Annotated in this window: 19 protein-coding genes; 12 read left to right on the top strand and 7 right to left on the bottom strand. The window is 67.0% G+C overall.

Translation table 11 applies throughout. The features are described from left to right. Window positions 1–586, top strand: a 586-nt coding sequence (locus ACYVJ8_RS07960; protein WP_460710957.1) for an RHS repeat-associated core domain-containing protein, incomplete at its 5' end; no start/stop codon positions are given. Beyond that, window positions 583–909, top strand: a complete 327-nt coding sequence (locus tag ACYVJ8_RS07955) for a hypothetical protein (protein ID WP_460710955.1) — start codon at window positions 583–585, stop codon at window positions 907–909. The genes ACYVJ8_RS07960 and ACYVJ8_RS07955, both read left to right, overlap by 4 nt. A gap of 75 nt (window positions 910–984) precedes the next feature. Here the strand turns inward: ACYVJ8_RS07955 and ACYVJ8_RS07950 are convergent, their stop codons facing one another. Continuing rightward, the gene (locus ACYVJ8_RS07950) at window positions 985–1,680 is read right to left on the bottom strand and encodes a response regulator (RefSeq protein ID WP_460710953.1); all 696 of its coding nucleotides are present in this window, start codon (window positions 1,678–1,680) and stop codon (window positions 985–987) included. 29 nt (window positions 1,681–1,709) lie between these two features. Here ACYVJ8_RS07950 and ACYVJ8_RS07945 point away from each other — a divergent pair, with 29 nt between their 5' ends. From ACYVJ8_RS07945 to ACYVJ8_RS07905, 9 genes are all read left to right on the top strand, one after another. After that, entirely contained in the window at window positions 1,710–3,731 is a 2,022-nt protein-coding gene (locus ACYVJ8_RS07945; protein ID WP_460710951.1) for a translocation/assembly module TamB domain-containing protein, read from the top strand. Between the two features lie 49 nt (window positions 3,732–3,780). Next, window positions 3,781–4,404, top strand: coding sequence for a DUF1318 domain-containing protein (locus tag ACYVJ8_RS07940; protein WP_460710949.1), 624 nt, complete (start codon window positions 3,781–3,783; stop codon window positions 4,402–4,404). 617 nt (window positions 4,405–5,021) lie between these two features. Beyond that, the gene (gene rlmD / locus ACYVJ8_RS07935; RefSeq protein WP_460710947.1) at window positions 5,022–6,356 is read left to right on the top strand and encodes a 23S rRNA (uracil(1939)-C(5))-methyltransferase RlmD; all 1,335 of its coding nucleotides are present in this window, start codon (window positions 5,022–5,024) and stop codon (window positions 6,354–6,356) included. A gap of 6 nt (window positions 6,357–6,362) precedes the next feature. Beyond that, window positions 6,363–6,878, top strand: coding sequence for a CYTH domain-containing protein (locus tag ACYVJ8_RS07930; protein ID WP_460710945.1), 516 nt, complete (start codon window positions 6,363–6,365; stop codon window positions 6,876–6,878). Window positions 6,879–7,006: 128 nt separating this feature from the next. Further along, window positions 7,007–8,002 (top strand): beta-N-acetylhexosaminidase, encoded by a 996-nt coding sequence (gene nagZ, locus ACYVJ8_RS07925; protein ID WP_460710943.1) that lies wholly within the window; start codon window positions 7,007–7,009, stop codon window positions 8,000–8,002. Next, window positions 8,002–8,550: a hypoxanthine-guanine phosphoribosyltransferase gene (locus ACYVJ8_RS07920; protein WP_460710941.1), complete on the top strand. Its 549-nt coding sequence runs from the start codon at window positions 8,002–8,004 to the stop codon at window positions 8,548–8,550. The genes nagZ and ACYVJ8_RS07920 overlap by 1 nt, the downstream gene beginning before the upstream one ends. A 33-nt stretch (window positions 8,551–8,583) precedes the next feature. Then, a complete protein-coding gene (locus tag ACYVJ8_RS07915; RefSeq protein ID WP_460710939.1) occupies window positions 8,584–9,333 on the top strand; it encodes an S-methyl-5'-thioinosine phosphorylase in 750 nt (249 codons plus the stop codon). Between the two features lie 154 nt (window positions 9,334–9,487). Then, entirely contained in the window at window positions 9,488–9,691 is a 204-nt protein-coding gene (locus tag ACYVJ8_RS07910; protein ID WP_056133187.1) for a cold-shock protein, read from the top strand. 134 nt (window positions 9,692–9,825) lie between these two features. Next, window positions 9,826–11,457, top strand: a complete 1,632-nt coding sequence (locus ACYVJ8_RS07905) for an acyl-CoA dehydrogenase family protein (protein WP_460710937.1) — start codon at window positions 9,826–9,828, stop codon at window positions 11,455–11,457. Window positions 11,458–11,474: 17 nt separating this feature from the next. Here ACYVJ8_RS07905 and ACYVJ8_RS07900 read toward each other — a convergent pair whose 3' ends face one another. From ACYVJ8_RS07900 to ACYVJ8_RS07885, 4 genes are read right to left on the bottom strand one after another with little or no spacing between them, the layout of a single operon-like run. Continuing rightward, window positions 11,475–13,229, bottom strand: coding sequence for an ABC transporter transmembrane domain-containing protein (locus ACYVJ8_RS07900; RefSeq protein WP_460710935.1), 1,755 nt, complete (start codon window positions 13,227–13,229; stop codon window positions 11,475–11,477). A gap of 8 nt (window positions 13,230–13,237) precedes the next feature. Continuing rightward, entirely contained in the window at window positions 13,238–13,822 is a 585-nt protein-coding gene (locus ACYVJ8_RS07895) for an IMPACT family protein (RefSeq protein ID WP_460710933.1), read from the bottom strand. Beyond that, the gene (locus ACYVJ8_RS07890; protein WP_460710931.1) at window positions 13,819–14,865 is read right to left on the bottom strand and encodes a hypothetical protein; all 1,047 of its coding nucleotides are present in this window, start codon (window positions 14,863–14,865) and stop codon (window positions 13,819–13,821) included. Before ACYVJ8_RS07890 ends, ACYVJ8_RS07895 begins: the two co-directional genes overlap by 4 nt. After that, window positions 14,862–15,416 (bottom strand): RNA polymerase sigma factor, encoded by a 555-nt coding sequence (locus ACYVJ8_RS07885; protein WP_460711109.1) that lies wholly within the window; start codon window positions 15,414–15,416, stop codon window positions 14,862–14,864. Before ACYVJ8_RS07885 ends, ACYVJ8_RS07890 begins: the two co-directional genes overlap by 4 nt. 249 nt (window positions 15,417–15,665) lie before the next feature. On the opposite strand from ACYVJ8_RS07885, the gene ACYVJ8_RS07880 reads away from it, so the two are divergent. Further along, window positions 15,666–18,584 (top strand): bifunctional diguanylate cyclase/phosphodiesterase, encoded by a 2,919-nt coding sequence (locus tag ACYVJ8_RS07880; RefSeq protein ID WP_460710929.1) that lies wholly within the window; start codon window positions 15,666–15,668, stop codon window positions 18,582–18,584. Window positions 18,585–18,599: 15 nt separating this feature from the next. Here ACYVJ8_RS07880 and ACYVJ8_RS07875 read toward each other — a convergent pair whose 3' ends face one another. Together ACYVJ8_RS07875 and ACYVJ8_RS07870 are read right to left on the bottom strand one after the other, a co-directional pair. Continuing rightward, window positions 18,600–19,430 (bottom strand): helix-turn-helix transcriptional regulator, encoded by an 831-nt coding sequence (locus ACYVJ8_RS07875; RefSeq protein WP_460710927.1) that lies wholly within the window; start codon window positions 19,428–19,430, stop codon window positions 18,600–18,602. 341 nt (window positions 19,431–19,771) lie between these two features. Then, on the bottom strand, window positions 19,772–22,831 hold the full coding sequence (locus ACYVJ8_RS07870; protein ID WP_460710925.1) for a TonB-dependent receptor domain-containing protein: 3,060 nt from the start codon (window positions 22,829–22,831) through the stop codon (window positions 19,772–19,774). Window positions 22,832–22,949 lie beyond the last annotated feature (118 nt).

Here is a 22,949-nt window from a genome sequence, read left to right as displayed (position 1 = left end):
GGCGTTTGGTAACACGGCGCCGATCGAGGATGTGGACGGCGACACCATAAAGCTGGTGTTCAATCAGCGATTCCCGGGGCAGCGGTACGATGCGGCCAGTGGGTTGAATTACAACATGCGGCGCGACTACGACAGCGGTACTGGACGCTATATCGAGAGCGACCCAATCGGCTTGAAGGGTGGAAACAACACATATCGATACGTCGATGCAGATCCCATGACGGGTATCGATCCGAGAGGACTAATCAAAATCTATGGCTTCTGGTGCGGTCCAGACTGGACCGGAGGCAGGAAAGAAGAATTTTCACCAGAGCATATTTATCGGCGCCCCGTGGATCGATTGGACACCTCATGCATGAACCATGACATGTGCTACTACACGTGTCGTGCGGGATTCCCTTGCGATAAGAGTGGGCGCAGCGAGTGTTTCAGAAACTGTGATTACAATCTTACGAAGGAAGCCTACGCTGTGGGCGGTTTTTGGGGCCGGACAATCGGTGCTGCAATTGATCGTCCCGGAGAGCGCGATTCGGGCCCTGATTCACCAGAATGCATATATTGCGATCGACCGAAGAAAAAGCCATGACCAAATTTAAAAACATACCTATTGTGGTGGCGTTGATGCATGTGCTGCTCTTTTTCACGACAGTTTTGTATGTGAGTAAATCGCATGATCCACAAGCCCCGCTGATTTGGGGTATTTGGGCTGTCGTAGATTTTCCAGTGAGCCTTTTATATTTTGTTGCTGGGAAGGCCTACTCCGACCTATTGCATTCTGTTTCCAACAGCTACGGATCCCTTGCATGGTTGTTTTACATGCCGCATTGGATCCATGGTCTCCTTGGAACGCTGTGGTGGTATTTGCTCTCGCGCTTCTTCATCAACTTTCGAAAAAGAAAAGCAGCGTAAAGGGGTAGGTACAACGGTAAGGGCGAGCAGGTGCGCCGAGCGCACGGTACGCGTGGCACCGTTAGGAGTGATCATTCACTCATCGACGAGCAACGCCTCAGCCGCCGTCGTGAACTGCTGCAGCCGTTCATGCGAACGCTCGTCCGCATCCAGTGCCTGCACCGCAGCCTGCAGCCGATCGGCGCCGACGAAACCGCAACTGGCGCGCAGCCGGTGCAACTCCGCGTGCAATCCCTGGAAGTCTTCGTTGCGGAACGCATTGCGGACGCGCTCCACCACGCCGGGCAGTTCCGCGACGAAGAGCTTGCGCAAGGCCGCGATATGTTCGCGATTGCCGTTGAGTGCGCGCGCCGCCGCTTCGTCGTCCCAATCGAGTGGTGCGGTGGACGCTGCGTCCGCTGCGAGTCCCAATGCTTCCTGCAAGGCGAAGCGCACTGCGGTGGACGGCATCGGCTTTACCAGCACTTGACGGAAGCCCGCGTCCAGCAGCGCCTGTTGCGATGCCGCGTCGGCCCCGGCCGTGTGCGCCAGCGCCGGGGTGGCGCGGTCGCGCGAGCGCAGCCGCGCCAGTAGTTGCTCGCCGCTGCCATCGGGCAGGTGCGCGTCGATCAGCCACAGGTCGTAGTGCCCCGCCACGGTGAGGGCGATCGCCGCGGCCATGCTGTCGGCGGCGTCGACCGTCGCGGGCAGGGCCTGCACGGCCGCCGAAAGAAACTGGCGGCTGACCGGGTCGTCCTCGACCAGGAGAATGCGGGGCGGTGGTGGTGTCATGGGGCGAGCAGTCCTCATATCCTTCCGAGATGCGCGATCGAATGGTACGCCTGCTGTGGGGTTTGGGTTTTGCCGCCGCAATGGCGGCGCCGGCCCATGCACGATCGCTGGCTGCGCGCATCGAGCGGGTGACGACGCCCGTCGCCACGATGCAGGGCGTGCGCGTGCGGCTGGATTGGCCGGCCACCGCGCCGCATGGCCTGCTGCGCTTGCAGGCGCAGCGGGTCGATGCCGCCGGCCTGGGCTATCACTTTCGCGATCTGGACTGGCAGTGTCCGTTGCAACGCGATGGCGGTGGTGGTTGGCGTTGCGACGGCGACGTACGTGGCGGTGTTGGCGCACCGCTGCGGCTGTCGCTGGCCCTGGGTGCGGCGAGCACCGATGCGCACTTGTCGCGCGGCATCTCCACGTTGTCGCTGCATCGCGATGCCGCAACCCCGGACCGCACCGACATCGATCTGACGAAAGTTCCGCTGGCCTGGGCCCAGGCCCTGCTGAGCAATGCCTGGAGCGACGGGCACATCACCGGCGGCACGCTCGATGGCCATCTGGCCATCGTCGCGCCGACCGCTCAGCCCGTCCGCATTACCGGCCCGCTGCGCATCGGCGGCGGCGCCTTCGATACGCCTGACGGCACCATCGCCGCGGACAGTCTCGGCGCGGACCTGGCGCTCGATCTTTCGTTCTCGAGCACGAACCAGGCGAAGGTCGCCGGACGGTTGCACGGCGGCGAACTGCTCTTCGGCAACGCCTATGTCGCCTTGCAACAGCGCACCGTGGATCTGGCACTCGCAGCCACGCAGGAAGCCGGGCAGGGATGGCGTTTCCCGCAATTGCAATGGCGCGACGCCGGCGTGCTCGACGCACGCGGCAGCATGGCCTTGGACCGCGACGGCAACTTCGATGCGTTAGACCTGCGCGTGCAAAGCCCCGATCTGGCGCCGCTGCGCGATGCCTACCTCTCGGGATGGCTGGGCGTCGCGGGCGTGTCGCAACTGCAGTTCGCGGGCGCTGCAGAAGCGTCGCTGCAGCTCTCGCAGGGCGCCATGCAGGACGTGCAGGTGTGGCTGCACACCGCATCGGTGACCGATCCGGAGCAACGCTTCGGATTCGATCGCCTGGACGGCAACCTCGCCATTTCGTCGGGCGCGTCGGTGAACTCGGATCTGAGTTGGCAGGGCGGTCAGCTCTACGGCTTGCGCTTCGGCGCCGCGCAATTGCCATTCGCGAGCGGCGCGGGCGAGTTGCACTTCCGCGCGCCGGTGGTCGTGCCGATGCTCGGCGGCCAGCTGCGCTTCGATCAGTTGGCGCTGCGGCCCCCCGCGGGCGAGGAGGGGCTGGATGTGCGCTTCGGCATGACCCTGCAGCAGCTCGACGTCGGCCAGCTCGCCCATGCCCTGAACTGGCCGGCCTTCACCGGCGAACTCAGCGGCGAAATTCCCCAGGCCCATTACGCCCGCGAACGCCTCGACTTCGACGGCGGACTGCGCATGCGCGTGTTCGACGGCGAGATCGCCGTGTCTTCGCTGTCGATGGAGCGGCCCTTCGGCGTGGCGCCGACGCTGTCGGCCGACATAGGGCTGGACGACCTCGACCTGGAAGCGCTGACCGGCGTCTTCGGTTTCGGCAGCATCACCGGCCGCCTCGACGGGCGCATCAACGCCCTGCGCATGGTCGACTGGCAGCCGGTCGCCTTCGACGCCGACCTGCATACGCAAGCCAAGCCCGGGGTAAAGCAGCGGATCAGCCAGCGCGCCGTGCAGGACCTGTCGAGCGTGGGCGATGCGTCCTTCGTCAACAGCCTGCAGTCGCGGCTGATCGGCCTGTTCGACGATTTCGGCTACGCGCGCATCGGCATCGCCTGCCGGCTCGCCGACGACGTCTGCAATATGGATGGACTAGGTTCAGCCGGACGGGGATTTATTATCGTCGAAGGTGCGGGGCTGCCACGGCTTACCGTGGTGGGCTTCAATCGGCGGGTCGATTGGCCGACCCTGGTGGAGCGGCTGGGTGCGATCGGCAAGGGCGACGTCAAGCCCGTCGTCGAATGAGCGAACGAACGAAACAACGACGGAGTCATCCGTCCAACAGGAGAACAACATGCGTCGTCTGATGGGAATCCCGGTCGCAGCCGTGCTGCTGACGGCCTGCGTCACGATCAACGTCTACTTCCCCGCGGCCGAGGCCAAGGAAGCGGCGAAGGAGTTCGTCGAAAAAGTGATCGGCGACGAAGCCAAGGACGTGAATGTGAAGCCCGTTCCGCATGATGGCGGCGGCATGGCGATTCGCTCGCAGGCCCCAGCGGATCATCTGCTGGCCCACGTCGACCTGTTGAGCCTGGTCGGCATCGGCACGGCCTACGCGCAATCGCAGCCCGACATCACCATCAAGACGCCGGCGATCCAGGCGATCCAGGCGCGCATGGCCGAGCGTTTCGATGCGCAGCTGCGTGCGGGTTTCGATGCGGGCGCGCTGGGCTTCGGCGGCGACGGCACCATCGTGGTTCGCGATGCGTCCAAGCTCGCCCTCAAGGACCGCGTCGCGGTGAACCAGGCCGTCGCCGACGACAACCGCGACCGCAAGGCGGTGTATCGCGAAGTGGCGGTGGCCAACGGGCATCCGGAGTGGGAAACGCAGATCCGCGATGTGTTCGCCAAGCAGTGGATCGCCAGCGCGCATGCGGGGTGGTGGTATCAGAGTGGCGGGGCTTGGAAGCAGAAGTAAGCTTCCGGCTGTGTTGTTGAGAAGGGCCCGCTTTTGCGGGCCTTTCGCTTTTGCGGCGCCTCGCTGTTGTCGCAGCTGGTTGAGGAGGGCATCGGCTTCGGTAGCGACGCGCTACCCGACGGGATGGGGGTGCTCCGCCCCTCCGGACGGCATCCCTGCCTTTAGTCGGGGCCGCGGACCATCCTGGTCCGCTCTCCGCACCCCCATCCCGCCGGGCAGCGCTTACCGCGAGCGTGCAGATCGCAGCTTCGGTCACGCTTTTTTCTTGCTCCTTCTTCTCCCCGCGTGCGGGGAGAAGATGCCCGAAGGGCAGAAGAGGGGGAGGCGAGCGCAGCGAGTTGCCTTTGCTCTTATCAAAGCGCCCGAGATGAGTGAGAGGGCAGGCGGTGCCGGTAGGCAGGCGCGACTGTCAGCGGCATGGATGCCGCTGACAAGCCTCCATGGATGGATTCACGGCGTGTCGCACCTGCCTACCGGCGCCGCCTGCCCGCGCCGAGATCGTGCAACCGCCGACGGCACGTCCCCTCACCCTGCGTCGCTGTGCGACGCTTTCCCTCTCCCCGCAAGCGGGGCGAGGGGGTGCGACAATACGCGGCCCTGCAATACCGAACTCCCCCGTGGCCCGCATCGATCAAACCCCTTTCGAAGTTGAAATCACCGACCTGAGCCACGACGGCCGTGGCGTCGCCCGGCGCGACGGCGAGGGGGGCAAAGTCACCTTCATCGCCGGCGCGCTGCCCGGCGAGCGCGTGATGGCGAAGCAGACCTCGCGTTCCCGCCATTTCGACGAAGCCACGACGCTGGACGTGCTGCGCGCCTCCGCTGACCGCGTGCCGGCGCGCTGCCCGCACTTCGGCACTTGCGGCGGCTGCGCGCTGCAGCACCTGGACGAAAGCAAGCAGATCCTCGCCAAGCAGCGTGTGCTGCTGGAGAACCTCGAACGCATCGGCCACGTCACCCCCGAGCGCGTACTGCCGCCGCTCACCGATGCCGCCTGGGGCTATCGCCGCAAGGGCCGCTTCTCGGTGCGCCGCGTCGAGAAGAAAGACAAAACCCTGGTCGGCTTCCGCGAACAGGATCCGCGCTTCGTCGCCGATCTCTCCGAATGCCATACGGTCATTCCGGAGATCGGCACCAAGGTGTCCGCGCTCGCCGCGCTCGTCGACGGCATGCAGGCGCGCCGCGACATCCCGCAGATCGAATTCATCGCCGGCGACCGTGCCGAGGATTTCAACGGCATCGCGCTGACGTTCCGCCACCTTTCACCGCTGTCGGAAGCGGATCAGGCCGCGCTGGTGGCGTTCGGCCAGCAGCATGGCTTTGCCATCTTTCTGCAGCCGGCCGGCGTCGACAGCGTACATCCGCTCTGGCCGGCCGAGCCCAAGCTCGCGTTCATGCTGCCGCAGTGGAACCTCGAATTCGTATTCCGTCCGCTCGACTTCATCCAGGTCAACGCCGGCCTCAACGGCAAGATGATCCAGTCCGCCCTGGACCTGCTCGATCCGCAACCCGACGACCGCGTACTCGACCTGTTCTGCGGCCTGGGCAATTTCACCCTGCCGCTGGCGCGCCGCGTGCGCGAAGTGGTGGGTGTCGAAGGCGAGGCCGGGCTGGTGCGGCGCGCCCGCGAGAATGCCGCGCACAACGGCATCGCCAACGCGGAATTTCACTCCGCCGACCTGGGCAAGGATCTGAGCGACCACACCTGGATGCGCGAAGGCTTCGACCGCCTGCTGCTGGACCCGCCGCGCTCGGGTGCCGACTTCGTGCTGACCCAGCTCAAGCTCAAGCAGTTCAAGCGCATCGTCTACGTGAGCTGCCACCCTGGCTCGCTCGCCCGCGATGCCGGGTATCTGGTCAACGAAAAGGGCTGGAAACTGCGCGCCGCGGGGGTGATGGACATGTTCCCGCATACCGCGCATGTCGAATCGATTGCAATGTTCGAGGTCTGAGCGCCCATGGGCATCGAAATCGAACGCAAATTCCTGGTCACCGGCGACGGCTGGCGCAGCGCCGCGCACAAGGTCATGCCGATGGCGCAGGCTTACCTCAACGACCTCGCGGCGATGGACAGCGGCGCGATGAAAACCTCGGTGCGCGTGCGCATCCAGGGCGACGAGGCTTATCTCAACCTCAAGTCGCGCGAGCTCGGCCATACCCGGCAGGAATTCGACTACGCGATCCCGGTCGACGACGCGCGCGCACTGCTCGCACTCAGCGTGGGCGGGCTCGTCGACAAGCGCCGGCACTACGTCGATTTCGGCGGCTATCTGTGGGAGGTCGACGAGTTCCTGGGCGACAACGCCGGCCTGGTGGTGGCCGAGATCGAGCTGCCCGCGGCCGATGCGGTGTTCGAGAAGCCGCAGTGGATCGGGCGTGAAGTGACCGACAGCAAGCGCTACTACAATCTGGCGCTGGCGTCGCGGCCGTATTGCGTGTGGAGTGAGTCGGAGCGGGCGGGGAACATGGACTAAGGTCTGCGTTCCGCGGCTGCGCCGCGGCCCTCACCCTTCCTCTCCCGCAAGCGGGAGAGGGGGAGTTGGTGCCGTGCAGGAGTCTCTTCGCCGTACTTTTTTGGTTAGTTGTTTCTTAGGGCTTGGATATGTTGCTTATTGGCGTCGCCGGCAAGGAACTCACCCCGCAGGAGCGCGACTGGCTGCAGCACGATGCCTGCGCCGGCGTGATCCTGTTCGGCCGCAACTTCGCTTCGAAGTCGCAGGTAACCCAACTGTCGCAGGCGATCCGCGCCGCCGCGCCGCGGCCGCAGCTGATCTGCGTGGATCAGGAGGGCGGCCGCGTGCAGCGTTTCCGCGAGGGCTACAGCGCGCTGCCGCCGCTGGAAGGGTTCGGACGCCTGTACGCACAGGACCGCGAGTCGGCGTTGCGCCTGGCCGAAGAGCACGCCTGGCTGATGGCCAGCGAGGTGCGCGCGACCGGCGTCGATCTCAGCTTCGCGCCCGTGGTCGATCTGGGTCGCGGCAACCGCGCCATCGGCAATCGTGCCTTCTCCGAAGATCCCGAAGTCGTCGCCGAGTTCACCCGCGCCTATATCCGCGGCATGCACGCCGCCGGCATGGGCGCGACGCTCAAGCACTTCCCGGGTCACGGCTCGGTGCTGGAGGACACGCATTACGACATGGCGGTCGATCCGCGGCCCTGGGATGAAATCCGCAAGCTCGATCTGGTGCCCTTCGTCGCCGGTATCGAGGCCAAGGCCGACGCAGTGATGATGGCGCACGTGGTCTATCCGGCCGTCGCGGCCGAACCAGCCGGTTATTCGAAGCACTGGATCGAAGACATCCTGCGCCGGCAGATGGGCTTCCACGGCGTCGTCTTCAGCGACGACATCGGCATGGCCGCCGCTTCGTCCGCCGGTGGCGTGAAGCAGCGCGTGGGGCTGCACCTGGACGCCGGTTGCGACGTCGTGCTGGTGTGCCATCCGGAATTGGTCGAGGAAGCGCTGGAAGCGGTCAAGCACCGCAAACTCAACACCATGGCGCTGACCGGGCTGATCGGCCGCGGCGCGATGGGCTGGGACGGACTCATCGCGGACGCGCGCTACGGCCAAGCGCGCAGCCGCCAGGAAGGATTGGCGTAATGGCAGACCTGCAGACCGCGCTGGCGAACAGCGACCTCATCCACGACCGCACCACGCTGGAAGCGGCGATCGTGCGCATGTCCGCGCAGATCCACACCGATTACGTCGGCAGCGTGCCGGTGTACATCACGGTGATGCACGGCGGGCTGCCGTTCGCCGGGCAGCTCGCGCTGGAGTTGGGCGCGCGTGGACTGGATCTGGAATTCGAATACCTGCACGCGACGCGTTATCGCGGCGCGACCTCCGGCGGCGAGCTGGCGTGGAAGCATCGTCCCGCTACCTCGCTGCAAGGGCGCCGGGTGCTGCTGGTCGACGACATCGTCGACGAAGGCCACACCCTGGCCGCGATCCGCGAGTGGTGCCACGAACAAGGCGCCGTCGAGATCCGCATCGCCGCGCTCGCGGTCAAGGTCCACGACCGCTGCGTGCCGGGCCTGGTCGCGGACTACATGGGCGTGGAAGTGCCCGACCGCTACGTCTATGGCTACGGCATGGACTATCACGAACAAGGCCGCGGCCTGCCCGCCATCTACGCGCTGCGGGACTGATTCGCTACGGGACACCACGGAGAACGCCTCGCCATGAGCACGATCGAACTCGCCATCATCGGCGGCACCGGCCTGTACAAGCTGGCCGAGCTGCAAGACGTCGAAACCCATCAGCCGGTCACGCATTACGGCGCGGTGTCCGGCCCCGTGCGCATCGGCACGCTAGACGGCCGTCGCGTGGCCTTTCTCGCGCGTCACGGCGAGGGGCATTCGCTGCCGCCGCACAACATCAACTATCGCGCGAACCTGGCGGCACTCAAGGCGCTCGGCGCGCAGCGCGTGCTCGCGCTGAACACGGTGGGCGGCATCACCGAACGTTTCGGACCGCGCGTGCTGGGCTGCCCGGACCAATTGATCGACTACACCTGGGGCCGGATCTCAACGATCTGCGAAGAGCCCGGTACCGACGTGCTGCACGTGGATTTCGGCGAGCCATACACGCGGACGCTGCGCCAGGCCGTGATCGCGGCGGCGGCGAAGGCCGGCGTGGCGCTGGTCGACGGCGGCTGTTACGGCGCGACGCAGGGGCCGCGCCTGGAAACGCGCGCCGAAATCGCGCGCATGCGCCGCGACGGTTGCGATCTGGTCGGCATGACCGGCATGCCGGAGGCCGGCCTGGCGCGCGAGATGGAACTGGATTACGCCTGCCTGGCCATCGTCGCCAACTGGGCGGCCGGCGCGGGCCCCGATCCGGACGAGGTCATCACCCTGCAGGACGTGCTGGACAACGTCGCGGCCGCGTCCGCGGGCCTGCCGGCGCTGCTGCGCGCGCTACTGGGCTGACGTCACGGTTCTGGAACCGATTTCCGTTCGCTCGGAAGAATACGGCGCGACCGATGCACTCGTGCCAGTTGCGCTCGTTCAGCAAGTTGGCATACTCGCTTGGCGCCGCCAGGGCCGGCGCACGTCAACGCATCCAGCAGAGGTCATAAAGGACATGCAGTACGGTACCGTGAAGTGGTTCAACGACGCCAAGGGATTTGGCTTCATCTCGCCCGAAGACGGCAGCGCCGATGTTTTCGTGCATTTCTCCGCTATCAATGCCAAGGGCTTTCGCAGCCTGCAGGAAGGCCAGCGCGTCAGCTACCAGCTGACCCAGGGCCCGAAGGGCGCGCAGGCGTCCGAGGTCGCGCCGGTCTGATCCGGCCGCGATTTTGAGCCGAGGACTGCTTGGCTCGAATGTTTTTCCAGGCCCCGCTTCGGCGGGGCCTTTTTCTTTGCGTGGCGACGGCGTGAATTGAGCCGTACAGTCGCAGCAGCGACCAGGAGGCGACCGTGAACTCGACGGATTTCGCGACCGATGGAGTGGACAACCAGCCGCCGGAATTCGCCGGACGCGACCTGTGGGCGGACGACGTAGCCCTGCGCGAAGCGGTCGAACGCGAGGGCGCGGCCGCGTTCGCCGAGCGCCTGCAGGCCTACGGCCGCCGCGCAGGCGGCGAGCTGTTGCAACTCAGCTTCGACGCGCATCGCGATCGCCCGCGCTTGCGCACGCACGACCGCTTCGGCCATCGCATCGACGTGGTGGAGTTCCATCCGAACTATCACGCGGTGATGGCGGCGGCCATCGAGAGTGGCGTTGCCGGGCTTTCCTGGCAGGACGCGGCGAGCGGCAGCCACGTCGCCCGCGCGGCGCTGAGCTATCTGCACGGACAGGTCGAGCCGGGCAGCAGTTGCCCGCTCACCATGACCCACGCCGCCGTGCCCGTACTGCGCCGCGAGCCGGCCTTGCGCGATTGGGCGCAGAAGGCGGCCGCGCCTTTCTACGATCCGCGCAACGTGCCCGCCAAGGGCAAGCGGGGCCTCACCCTCGGCATGGGCATGACCGAGAAGCAGGGCGGCAGCGATGTGCGCGCGAACGCGACACGCGCCCAACCCTTGTCGGCGCCGGGCGAATACGCACTCGTCGGCCACAAGTGGTTCTTATCCGCGCCGATGTCGGACGGCTTTCTCGTGCTGGCGCAGGCGCCCGGCGGGCTCAGCTGCTTCCTGATGCCGCGCTGGCGGCCGGACGGCACGCGCAACGCATTCCGCCTGATGCGCCTGAAGGACAAGCTCGGCGACTGGTCGAACGCCTCCTCCGAAGTCGAGTTCGAAGGCGCCTGGGCGCGCCGCATCGGCGAGGAAGGCCGCGGCGTCGCCACCATCATCGAAATGGTGATGCTGACCCGCCTGGACTGCATGCTCGGCTCGTCCGCGTTGATGCGCATGGCCTTGGCGCAGGCGATCCACCACACGCGGCACCGCTCCGCCTTCGGCAAGCGGCTGGTGGAGCACGCGCTGATGCAGAACGTATTGGCCGATCTCGCCCTCGAAGCGGAGGCCGCGCTGGCGTTCTCGCTGCGCGTGGCACGCGCGGTCGGCGCGCAGGGCGATGCCGGCGAAGCGGCGTTCGCGCGCATCGCCACGGCGATCGGCAAGTTCTTCGTGTGCAAGCGCGCGCCGGCCTTCGTCAACGAAGCGCAGGAATGCCTGGGTGGCGCCGGCTACGTGGAAGAGTCGTTGCTGCCGCGGCTGTACCGGCAGGCGCCGTTGAATTCGATCTGGGAAGGCAGCGGCAACATCCAGTGCCTGGACGTGCTGCGTGCGCTGTCGCGCGAGCCCGATACGGCCAAGGCTTTCTTGGCCGAACTCGATGCGGCCTCCGGGCTGCATCCGGCGCTCGACCGCGAGACCGCCGCACTGCGGTCGACGCTGGCCGGTGGCGCGAGCGAAGAGGCCGGCGCACGCCTGCTCGTAGAGCGCATGGCCCTGGCCCTGCAGGCGGCCACGCTATTGCGCGCGCGCAGCCCGCTGGCCGAAGCGTTCTGCCGCAGCCGCTTGGACGCTCATGGGCGCGTGTTCGGAACGCTGCCCGCCGGCATTCCGTTTGCGGAGATCATCGAGCGCGCGCTGCCGGCGCAATAAGCGCCGGCCGGTAGGACTCAGTCCAGGAACTGCAGCTTCGCCAGTTCGGCGTACAGACCGCCCTGCGCGAGCAACTGCTCATGCGTGCCTTCGGCGACGACACGGCCGTGGTCCATGACCACGATGCGGTCGGCCTTGAGTACGGTCGCCAGGCGGTGCGCGATCACGATAGTGGTACGCCCCTGCATCAGCGTCTCCAGCGCCTGCTGCACGGCGCGCTCGCTCTGCGCATCCAGCGCGCTGGTGGCTTCATCCAGCAGCAGGATCGGGGCGTCCTTGAGCAGCGCGCGGGCAATGGCGATGCGCTGTTGCTGACCGCCCGACAGGCGCGCGCCACGTTCGCCCAGTTCGGTGTCGAGGCCTTCCGGCAATGCGTCGATGAAGTCGGCCGCGTGCGCCGCTCTTACCGCTTCGTGCACCTGCGCATCGGTGGCATCGAGGCGTCCGTAACGGATGTTCTGATCGGCGCTGGTGGCGAAGATGGTCGGTTGCTGCGGGACCAGGCCAATCTGCTCGCGCAGCGCCGAAGGATCGAGCGCGCGAAGGTCCGCGCCATCGACGCTCACGGTGCCGCTGTTGGGATCGTGAAAGCGCAGCAGCAGCGAGAACACCGTGCTCTTGCCGGCGCCCGACGGGCCGACCAGCGCAACGGTTTCGCCCGGCCGGACGTGCAGATTGAAATCGACGAGCGCGGCCTTGTCGGGGCGTTGCGGGTAATGGAAGGTAACGTGGTCGAGCGCCAGATCACCGCGCAGCGGCACGGCCAGCGATGCCGGATGCGCGGGCGCCGTGATCGCCGGAGATTCTTCCAACAGTTCGCTGATGCGGCCCATGCCGCCGGCCGCGCGCTGCAGGTCGTTCCATACTTCCGCCAGGGTGCCGACGGAGCCGCCGCCGAGCATCGCGTACAGCACGAACTGGCCCAGCTTGCCGGGGCTCATCTGGCCCGCGACGACGTCGTGCGCGCCCGACCACAACACCAGCGTGATCGCGCCGAAGACAATCGTGATGGCCACCGCCGTCACGATCGATTGCGCGCCGATGCGCTTGCGTGCCGTACTCACCGCGGCCTTCAATGCCGAGTCGAAACGCCCGTGTTCGTAGGGTTCGCGCGCGTGGGCCTGGACGGTGCGCACGGCGCCGAGGGTTTCGGCGGCGAGCGCATTCGCATCGGCGACACGGTCCTGGCTCGCACGCGACATCTTCTTGAGGCGGCGGCCGCCGATCACGATCGGCGCCACCGCGAACGGAATTCCGACCAACGCATACGCGGCCAGATGCGGGCTGGTCACGAACAGCATCACGATCGCGCCAATGACCGTCACCAGGCTACGCAAGGCCATCGACATGGTGGAACCGACGACACTGCGCAGGAGTTCCGCGTCGGCGGTCAGCCGCGACACCAGTTCGCCGCTGCGATTTCTGTCGTGGAAGCCGGCGTCGAGTGCGAGCAAGTGGGTGTACAAGCGTTCGCGCAGATCGGCGACGACGCGTTCGCCCAGCACGGAGACGAAGAAGAAGCGGGCGGCGGTGAACAGCGCCAGCGCCAGCGTGGTCAGGAACAGCAGGGTGAAGGAGCGGTCGATGCCGGCGCCGCCGGTGGCGAAGCCCTGATCGATGACCACGCGCGCGGCCGCCGGAAGGCTCAGCGTCGCCGCGCTCGAGCAGACCAGCGCCACCAGCCAGGCGACGAACAGGCCCCTATGCCGGCGGATGAAGGGCCACAGGGTGCGCAGGCCGCCGATGGGCGGCTTGCCGGTAGATTCGGTCATGGGGAAAGTCAGGTCTCGAGCCAGCGCACTCGATCTCGGGTGGCGTCGCGCAACTGGATTTTCAAGGCGTCGACGCGATTCGCCGGCACGCGTAGGGTCAAAGTGGCGCCGTCCGCGAGGAAATTCTCGGCCAGCTTCTCCGCCGCGAACTGCGCCAGCGCTGCATGCACGGCGCCGGTGGCGTCGAAGGGATAGTTCAGGATGAGCTCGCCGTAGGCGATCAGCGCCCGTCGCGGCGCGACCCGCAGGCACTCGGCCGCCGCACCGCCGTAGGCGCGCACCAGTCCGCCCGCCCCGAGCTTGATGCCGCCGTACCAGCGCGTAACCACCGCCACGACCTGGTCGTAGCCCTGCCCATCGATCGCGGCGAGGATCGGCCGGCCCGCGGTGCCGGCAGGCTCGCCGTCATCGCTGAAGCGGTATTGCGCGCCGATCCGGTAAGCCCAGCAGTTGTGCGTCGCCGCGGGGTCGCCGATTTCGGCGAGGAAGGCGAGGGCGGCTTCCGGCGTCGCCACCGGCGCCGCGTGCACGATGAAGCGGCTGTGCTTCACTTCGAGCGTGTGCACTGCGCGCGCCGCCAGGGTATGGCTCATTGCTTCGCGTCGGTCGCGAGCAGCGCGCGCAGATCGTCGGGAATGCGGATGCGGGGATAGTCGCGACGGAAGAGCTTGAGGCTGGCGCGGGCGTTGTCCAGGTCGTCCTCGTCGCGGCGGGTGCGGATGCGTTCGAGCCACTCGGCCGCCGGCAGGCGCTTGTCTTCGCTGACGGGCACCTGCGACCAATCGACATCGCCGCGCTTGATGCGCGAGCCGGTGACTTCGATGCGGTCGAGCGTGGTGCTTTCCACGGGCGGGGCGGCGTTGGCCATCGGCGGCGCGGCAGGGGCTGCGGCAGGGGCCATGTCAGCCATCGAACGCTCGCGTTCGCGCCGCTCGGCGGTGGCACGCGCGGCGGTGGTGTAGGTCGCGTGGCTCTTGCGTGCCAGACCGGCTGCGGCTGCCGCATCCGCAGGGGGTGCCGCAGCCGTTTCGTCGTACGAGAAGGCTTCCGGTGCGGCGGTATCGGCGGCCTGTGCCGCCTGCGCCGTGCTCTGCGCGACGGCCGCGGCTTCGACTTCGTCCTTCTGCCTGTCGTCGACGGCCGCCTTCGCGCTTGCAGCGGCATTCGCACGCGCCTGTGCGGCGGCGGCATCGTCTTCCGCGATGCGCGACGCGCGCGCTTCGCTCGCGGCATTCGGTATCGGCGGCGCCGGCAGCGGCGGCGGATTGTTGGCCTGAGCGCGTGGCGTGGCCGCGGGCTCCGCAAAGATGATCACTTCCTCATCCGCCGACGCCGGTGCGGCATCGCCCTGCATGGCCGGGCCGTATTGCGGACGCAACTGCCAGACCAGCCCGAGCGCGAGCACGGCCGCCGCCGCGACCCCGACGCCAGTCACCAGCGCAGGCGGCAAGCCCAGCCAGGCCAGCCGGCCGTGCCGGCGCGGCTTGTGCGTGGCCGCGGCCGCGTGCGCGGCGGCGAGGATCTTCGCGTCGAGCGCCGGCGACGGCCCGTCCAGCGGACCGGCACGACGCAGCCGCGCGGCGAGATCGCGCTCTTCGGCGTCCAGCGGTTCGTGGTGGTCGGGACGGGTGGTCATTCGTTCAATCTCTGGCGCAGCTTGTCCATGGCGTAGCGAAGCCGCGACTTCACGGTTTCCCGGCCTACTCCGGTAATGGCGCCGATTTCCTCCAGACTCAATTCCTGTTCGAGCCGCAGCACCAGCACTTCGCGCTGCTCGTCCGGCAGTTCTTCCATCGCCAGTTGCAGGCGGCGGCGCTGTTCGAAATCGGACAACTCGCGCTCGGGCGTGCTCGGGTCCGGCACGCGCGCGGCGCGCTCGTCGCCATCCTCCGGCGCGGCGGGCCGGTGCCTGGCCGCGCGCCAATGATCGTTGAGGCGATTGTGGGCGATCCTGAACAGCCAGGTGGCGAAGGCCGCCTCCGGCTTCCAGCCCGCGCGCGCGGCGATCACCCGCTGCCACACATCCTGGAAGAACTCGTCCGCCAGCGCCTGGTTGCGCAGCTGGCGCAGCAGAAAGCGGTACAGCGGGCCGCGGTGACGCGCATACAGGATCTCGAAGGCGGCCGCGTCGCCGCCTACCCAGGCGAGCATCAACAGGTCGTCATTGGCGTCCGCGCCCGGATTCATCGCCGCGAGGTTACGGGCTGGCGCCGGTGCCGTGAAGCCGTTGACGAGCGGGCGCGGCTGCGCATTCGCCGCGCAGCTGGCCCAGGAGGGGGCGGTCTGGACGCGCGAATGCAGGCTGTCGGCGACGGCGAGGGCTAGTTCCATGCGGTCTAGAACGCCCGGATCGCGGGGGAGGGGTTGGGGGGTTCCACCGGCGCTGGCTGGAGGTATGCTCCACGAGACCGTCGGGGGATGGTGACGAGGGGCGTAGTGCAGCGATTGCGGGCGATGATGGCCAAGGCGGCCGAACCGGCGGATAGCGCTGCGCAAGCGTTGGCTGGTGTTCTTCAGCAGGGATTACCTGCCGGGTCGCACGTGCTGGTGCGCTGGCGGGACGAAATCGGCGTTCCGGGCTTCTCGATGTCCGACCAGATCCCCGACCGCCTGCACGAAGCCGCCGAACAGCAGATGGCCACCGGCGTGGCGCACGAGGACGCGCAGACGCTCGCGCAGGTCTGGGACGGCCAGGCCGAGATGCGCGCGGCCATCGTCGCGCACGTGCCCGAAACCATGCCGCAGGCCGCGCGCCGCGGCTGGCTGGCGATGGCGCAGCAGCTGGTGGCCGCGCACCTGGCCACGATGGAAGCGCAGGCGCGCGCGGAGCTGCTGGAGAAGTCCGAACGCCTGCAGCAGGCGCTGTACGAGATCGCCGACCTGGCCGGCTCCGAGCTGGAAATGGTCGACATGCTGCGGCGCATCCACGCAATCGTCGCCGGCCTGATGTACGCGGAGAACTTCTACATCGTGCTGTACGACGATGCGCACGATTCGATCCGCTTCCTCTACTTCGCCGACCGGCAGGATCCGTACGTCGCCGATCCGCTGCTCGACATTCCCGCCATCGACATGCCCAACAGCCTGACGCTGGCCTTGCTGCGGCATGGCGAGCCGCTGCGCGGCGCGTCGGACAAACTGCGCGAGCAGTACGGCGTCGCCCGTGACGTGGTCCATGGCCCCGACAGCGCCGACTGGCTCGGCGTGCCGATGCGTCGCGAGGATCGTGTCTGCGGCGCCGTGGTGGTGCAAAGCTACGACCGGCCCGACGTCTATCGCGACGAAGAACGCGCACTGCTCAGCTACGTGGCGCAGCACATCCTCACCGCGCTCGACCGCCGCCAGGCGCGCGAAGACCTCGAGCGCCGCGTCGAAGAACGCACGCGCGCCCTGCAGCACAGCAACCGCGATCTGCAGACCGAGATCGTCGAACGCCAGCGCGGCGAACGCCTGCAGCGCGCGCTGTTCCGCATCGCCGAACTGTCGATCACGTCGGAAACGCTGGAGCGCTTTTACGCGCAAGTCCACGACGTCGTCGGCGAGCTGTTGTACGCACGCAATTTCTACATCGCGCAGGTGTCCGAAGACGGCGCGATGATCGAGTTCCCGTACTCGATCGACGAACGCGACGCCGTGCGCCATGCGCGCCAGTTCGCCCGCGGCCTGACCGAATACGTGATCCGCGAAGGCCGCGCCCTGCTGGCCGATCGGCCGGTGATCGAAACACTGCAACGCGAAGGCAAGGTGCGCAGCCTCGGCACGCTCGCCCACTGCTGGTTGGGCGTGCCGCTGTTCCGCGAGGAAGTCGTGGTCGGCGTGATCGCGGTGCAGAGCTACTCGCCGGCGATCAGCTTCACCGGCCGCGACCAGGAACTGCTGACCTTCGTCGCCCATCACATCGGCATTGGCCTGGCACGCAAACAGGCGCAAGACCGCCTGCTCGTCGCCCACAGCGAGCTCGAGCAACGCGTCACCTCACGCACGCGCGAACTCGCCGAAGCCAACGCCGAGCTGCTCTCGCAGATCGGCGAGCGTCTGCGCGCCGAGCAGCAGCTCACCTACCAGGCGCGCCACGACGCCCTGACCGGATTGCCCAACCGCAGCCAGCTGCTGGAGCGCCTGGCCGCGGCGATCAGCCGTGCGCAGAGCGATGCCGCGCAGGGGCACACGCCGACGCGGTACTTCGCCGTGCTGTTCCTCGACCTCGACCGTTTCAAACTGGTCAACGACAGCGTCGGCCATTCCGCCGGCGACGAGTTGTTGATCGAAGCCGGCCGCCGCATCGTCGCCACCGTGCGCGGCGGCGACATGGTCGCGCGGCTGGGCGGCGACGAGTTCGCGATCCTGATCGGCGATATCGACAACCTGACCATCGCCGAAGAGCTCGCGCGCCGCGTCCTGGTCGCACTGGGCGAGCCCTTCTGGGTGGCGGGGCGCGAAGTCTTCCCGTCGGCCAGCGTCGGCATCGCCGCCTGGCACCCGCGCTACCAGAACGGTGCCGAACTCCTGCGCGATGCCGACGCCGCGATGTACCGCGCCAAGGCCAGCGGCCGCAACGGCTGCGCCGTCTTCGACGAAGTGATGCGCGAGGAGGCCATGCGCATCCTCGATCTCGAAGCCGACTTGCGCCGCGCGATCAATGGCGACGACTTCGTCGCCTATTACCAACCGATCGTGCGCCTGAGCGATCGTCGCGTGATCGGCCACGAAGCGCTGCTGCGCTGGCGCCACGAACGCCGCGGCCTGCTCGCGCCGGGCGAATTCATCGGCCTGGGCGAAGACAGCGGCCTGATCGAAGAAGTCGACTGGCTGATGTATGCGCAGGTCGCCAAGCGCCTGGCGCGCGAGCCGCACGGCTACATCTCGGTGAATGTCTCGCCGCGACATTTCCTCTCCGCCGATTTCGCCGACCGCCTGCTGCGCCTGCTCGAAGAAGCCGGCGCGGATCCGCACCGCCTGCGCATAGAGATCACCGAAGGCGCGTTGCTCGACGACACCGCCCGCGCCCTGCGCATGCTGCGCACGCTGCGCAGCAACGGCGTGCTGGCGCAACTGGACGACTTCGGCACCGGTTTCTCGGCGCTGTCGTACCTGCACCGCTTCCCGCTTGAATGCCTGAAGATCGACCGCAGCTTCGTCGCCGGCCTGGTCGGCGACACGCGTCCGGAAAGCATGGCCGTGGTACGCGCGATCCAGGCGCTCGCCGGTTCGCTCGGCATCCACACCATCGCCGAAGGCGTTGAGAGCGAAGCGCAGCGCATCATCCTGCGCGAGCTGGGCTGCCAGCATGGACAGGGCTTCCTGTTCGGAAAGCCGGGTGAGCAGTTGATGCCGTTGGGGCCGTTGCCGCGGTAGCGTTTCCCGTCGGGACTAGCCCCGGCTCCGCGAGCGCAACTGCGTCGCAGTTACTCCGTAACATGCCTTGAAGGCACGGCAGAAGGCGCTACGGCTGTCGAATCCCAGTTCGGCGGTGATATCGCTGATCGATAGCGGCGTGCGCGCCACCAGGTCCCATGCGCGTTGGTGCCGCAGCGTCGCGGCGTGATCGGTCGGTGTTTGCCCGAACACGTCGCGGTACAGGCGCACGAGATGATGCGCGGAATAACTTGCTTGACGGGCCAGCGCCTCCAGTCTCACACCTTCGTCGAAACCGTTCTGGATGCTGTGGCGCACGCGCAGCAGGCGCGACAGCGTGCGGCGACGTGCCTGGCGCGTGCGTCCCGGGCAGCGGCTGAGCAGCGATTGCGCGGGCTCCTGATGCGACCAGGCTTCGACCAGCGCCGCATGTCCCGCCAGATCTGCGTCGGACTCAGAGCGCAATGCGCGCACCAGATGCGCCAGCGAAGACACGAGCCTGCGTGCGGCACGCGATTGCCACAGCACCGGCACCTCACCGCGCGCAGCGATGCTGGTCCACGCCGCGGCAGGCACCACCACGCCCACGGCCCAGCAATTGCGACCAGGTACGAGCCGCACCGCGCCTTCGGGCCATACGATCGCTTCGCGTGCGGCGACCGACCAATGGCGATCGCCCAGTTGTCCGTTCAACGTACCGCGCAGCACCAGCCACACCGCCACATGCGTCGACGGAAGCTGCAGCGGCAGTGCACGTGCGCCAAGGCATACCGCGGTGCAGGTCTGCACGGAGAACTCGGGAGGCCGCTGCGCGCAATCGCGATGGTCGAACAGCACCCAGGTCATGCGGCCATTCCGTTGGGGGGTCGCGAGGATGCTAGGCAGCGCGCGGATGGCACTCATGTCCATTCGTACGGAAAAAGAAAGGACCACCCGCGAGGTTAGGCGCGGGTGGTCCCAGTGTGTCGGCATGGGAATGACCGACGCCGCGCGAGCGACGGGGAGACCAATCCCCGGCGCGTGCACCGGGAGAGACCGGCGGCACGGCAAGGTCAGCATGTCGGGGCACGCGCCTGCAGGCTGTGCACGCCTGGGCGCGGGAGTTGACTGAAGTGGACAAAAAACTACGGCCCCTTGCGGGGCCGTAGCGGTGTTGGCTTGTGCGTATTGCTTTGAAGTCAGGTCGATCAGAACTTCTGCGTGTAGCGCATGTAGTAGAAGCGACCGGGGAGTTCGTACTGCGGATCGAACGAGTTCGCGAAGGCCGAGTGCGAGACCGGCGGGTCCTTGTCGAACACGTTGTTGACGCCCAGCGTGATCTTGGCGTTCCACGGCGCATTCCAGTAAGCGCTGACGTCGTGGTAGGTGGTCGCCGGGATGTGGTTGCGGGCATCGCTGACCGCGACCAGGCTGTCGCCGCCGCTGGTGCCGTCCCATACGCCGTTGCCGTTGGTGTCTTCCGGCACGGCGATGAAGCGGTCCGGATCCGAGCACAGGTAGCTGTAGCCGTAGTCGACGAACTTCTGGCAGTCCTCTTCCTGCGCGCCGTAGTAGCGCACGTTCCAGGTCGCACCGAAGTCGCCCATCTCCCAACGCGTGGCCAGGTTCGAGCGAATGCGCCAGGCATTGCTGTTCTGCTGGTAGTGGCCGGGGGTGTTGGCGATTTCGTCGATTTCCCAGGTATCGGTCGACTGACCGATGCTCGGGACCGTGGTGATGCTCTCGCCGAACTTGCCGTCGCCGTCCAGATCCAGATCGAACTTGCTCAGGTACGTGGTGTCCCACGTGAAACTGAACTTACCGAACGAGGTTTCCGGCAGGCGGTAGCTGACGGTCAGGTCGAAACCTTCCACCTTCTGGCCGCCCACGTTGCCCGGCTGCGCGGTCAGGTCGAGCGCGCCGCCCGGTGCACGGGTGTAGAAGTCGCAATAGAACTGGACGTTGCCGCGGATGCACTCGTCGACGATGAACTGCCCCGTCGGCAGGCTGATCGCGTTATCCAGATCGATCTTCCACCAGTCCAGCGACACATCGAAACCTTGCAGCCAGCTGGGGCTGTAGACGAAGCCCAGCGTGGTGGTTTCGGTGGTTTCCGGCTGCAGGTTCGGGTTGCCGCCCGCGCTGATACGGATCTGCGGGTTGCCCTGGTCGTAACCACCGGCCGGGACGCCCTGCGCGACGCAGCGCGCCTGCTGCGTGGCCGACAGCGACGGGAAGCTGCCCAGGTTGCAGGGATCGGTCAGGGTCGGGAACGAGTCGCTGATACCGGTGAACAGCTCGGCCACCGATGGTGCACGGAATCCTTCCGACCAGTTGCCGCGGACCATCAGGTCATCGATCGGCTTCCAGCGGAAACCGAACTTGCTGTTGAGCGTGTCACCGAAGGTGCTGTAGTCGGACCAGCGGGTCGCGGCGCTGAAGTCGAGCAGGCGGGCGCCCGGCAGATCCTTGAGCACTGGGATCGCCAGTTCCAGATACGCTTCATCGACCGAGTAACCGCCGCTAGTGGGCTTGCGGTTGTTGCCGGTCGAATTGCCGGCCGCGATCAGCGCGTCCGGCGAGTCGAAGCCGGATTCGGAGCGGTGTTCCAGACCGAACGAGAACGCGAACGCACCGGCATCGCCGATGTCGAACAGGTCACCGCCGATATTGGCGTAGTAGGTCTTCTGCTTGTATTCCAGCTCGCTGTGCAGCGTGCCGGCGGCATAACCCAACATTTCCGGAGTCAACGTGCCGCTGCCCAGCAGGTTGATCGGCACGCAGCCACCGATGATGGTGCTCAGGTCACCCGGGGTGCGCACGCACACCGGCTTGCCCGAGGTGGCGGTGCCGGGACGGTTGTCGATCATCGACGGGCCCAGGCCGTCACGCAGCGCGACCAGGTTGAACTGGCCGCCTTCGGTGACGTGGCTGCGGTTCTCGCCCCAGAAGTAGCCCGCTTCCCAATCGAACGCCTTGTCGCCGAATTCCAGCGTGCCTTCGAAGCCGCCGTTGAACGCGAAGGTGTCCACGTTCTGCACGAAGCTGCGACGGCCCGCTTCCACGGCGCGACGCTGGATGCGGCTGACCGTCTGGCCGAACGGGTTGTACATGCTGAAGGGGCTGATGCTGATCGACTTGCCGTTCGGCGACGCGCCGGGGCCGGAGCCGAGCACGATCGGAATCGCCGCCAGCAGCTGTTCGGAGGTGCGCTGGTTGTAGGTCGCGGTGGCTTTGAAACGGACGTTGTCGGTGATGTCCAGCGAGCCGTTCATGAACAGCGACTTGCGTTCCTGCGGCGTCAGCAGGTAGTTGTCCGGCGCGAAGTTGAACACGTCGGTGCCGACGCGATTACGCCAAGCGGTGCCGCTGTTGCCGTCGTTGTAGGTGAACTGGCCACCGGTGCCGTTCGGACGGGTTTCCGTCGCGGGGGCGCCCAGCGGCGTCACGCAACGGCCGTTGGCGAACGTGTTGGGAGCGGCGCACAGCGCGAAGCGGCCGTTCGGCACGGTCGAGCTGCCCTGGAAGAAGGCATTGCCCGGCGCGCCGAAGACCGACCGCTCGGAGATCTCGCGATCGCCGGCCATCACCGGCTCTTCCTTCACGTAACCCACGCCGAACATCGCCGTCCAGCGGTCGCCCGCCGAACCGATGGTGAAGTCGTAGGCCTGACGGGTGCCGTCGCCCTCGTCGAACTGGCCGATGTAGGCGTTGGCTTCGGCGCCGTCGAAGTTCTGGCGCAGGATCACGTTGACCACGCCGGCGATCGCGTCCGAACCGTAGATCGTCGAGGCGCCGTCCTTCAGGACTTCGATGCGCTCGACCGCGGCGGTCGGGATGGTGTTGAGATCGACCGCGCCGCCCAGACCGGTGCCGCCGATCCAGCGGCGGCCGTTGACCAGCACCAGGGTGCGGTTCGAACCGAGATTGCGCAGGCTGACTTGAGTTTCGCCATTGCCACCGTTGTTCATGGTGGTGTTGAGGGTCGAGCCGTTGGCGGTGATGTTCTGGATCACGTCGCCGACCGAGGTCAGACCTTGCGCCTGGATCTCGTCGCGGCTGAGCGAGAACACCGGCTGCGAAGTTTCGATATCGGTGCGCTTGATGCGCGAGCCAGTCACCTCGATGCGTTCGAGGGTAGTGGCTTCTTTATCCTGCGGCTGGGCAGCGTCCTGCGCGAAGGCCGGCAATGCAGAACCGAATAGGGTCGATGTCAGCGCGAGCTTGAGAGCCTGCGCGAGAGGGTGGTGGTGCGGATGTCGTGTCATTCCAAGCTCCAGATCGGGACCCGCCGGACGGCCGGGCATGTCAACTTACAAATCGTTAACGACGCGGCCGTAGCGCAAAGGACGTATTCGATGTGCGCGAACTTGGATTTCGCGTGCG

The sequence above is a fragment of the Lysobacter terrae genome, assembly GCF_054782215.1.
Note: the sequence above shows the minus strand (reverse complement) of the source record. Positions and strands in the feature narration are given on the sequence as shown.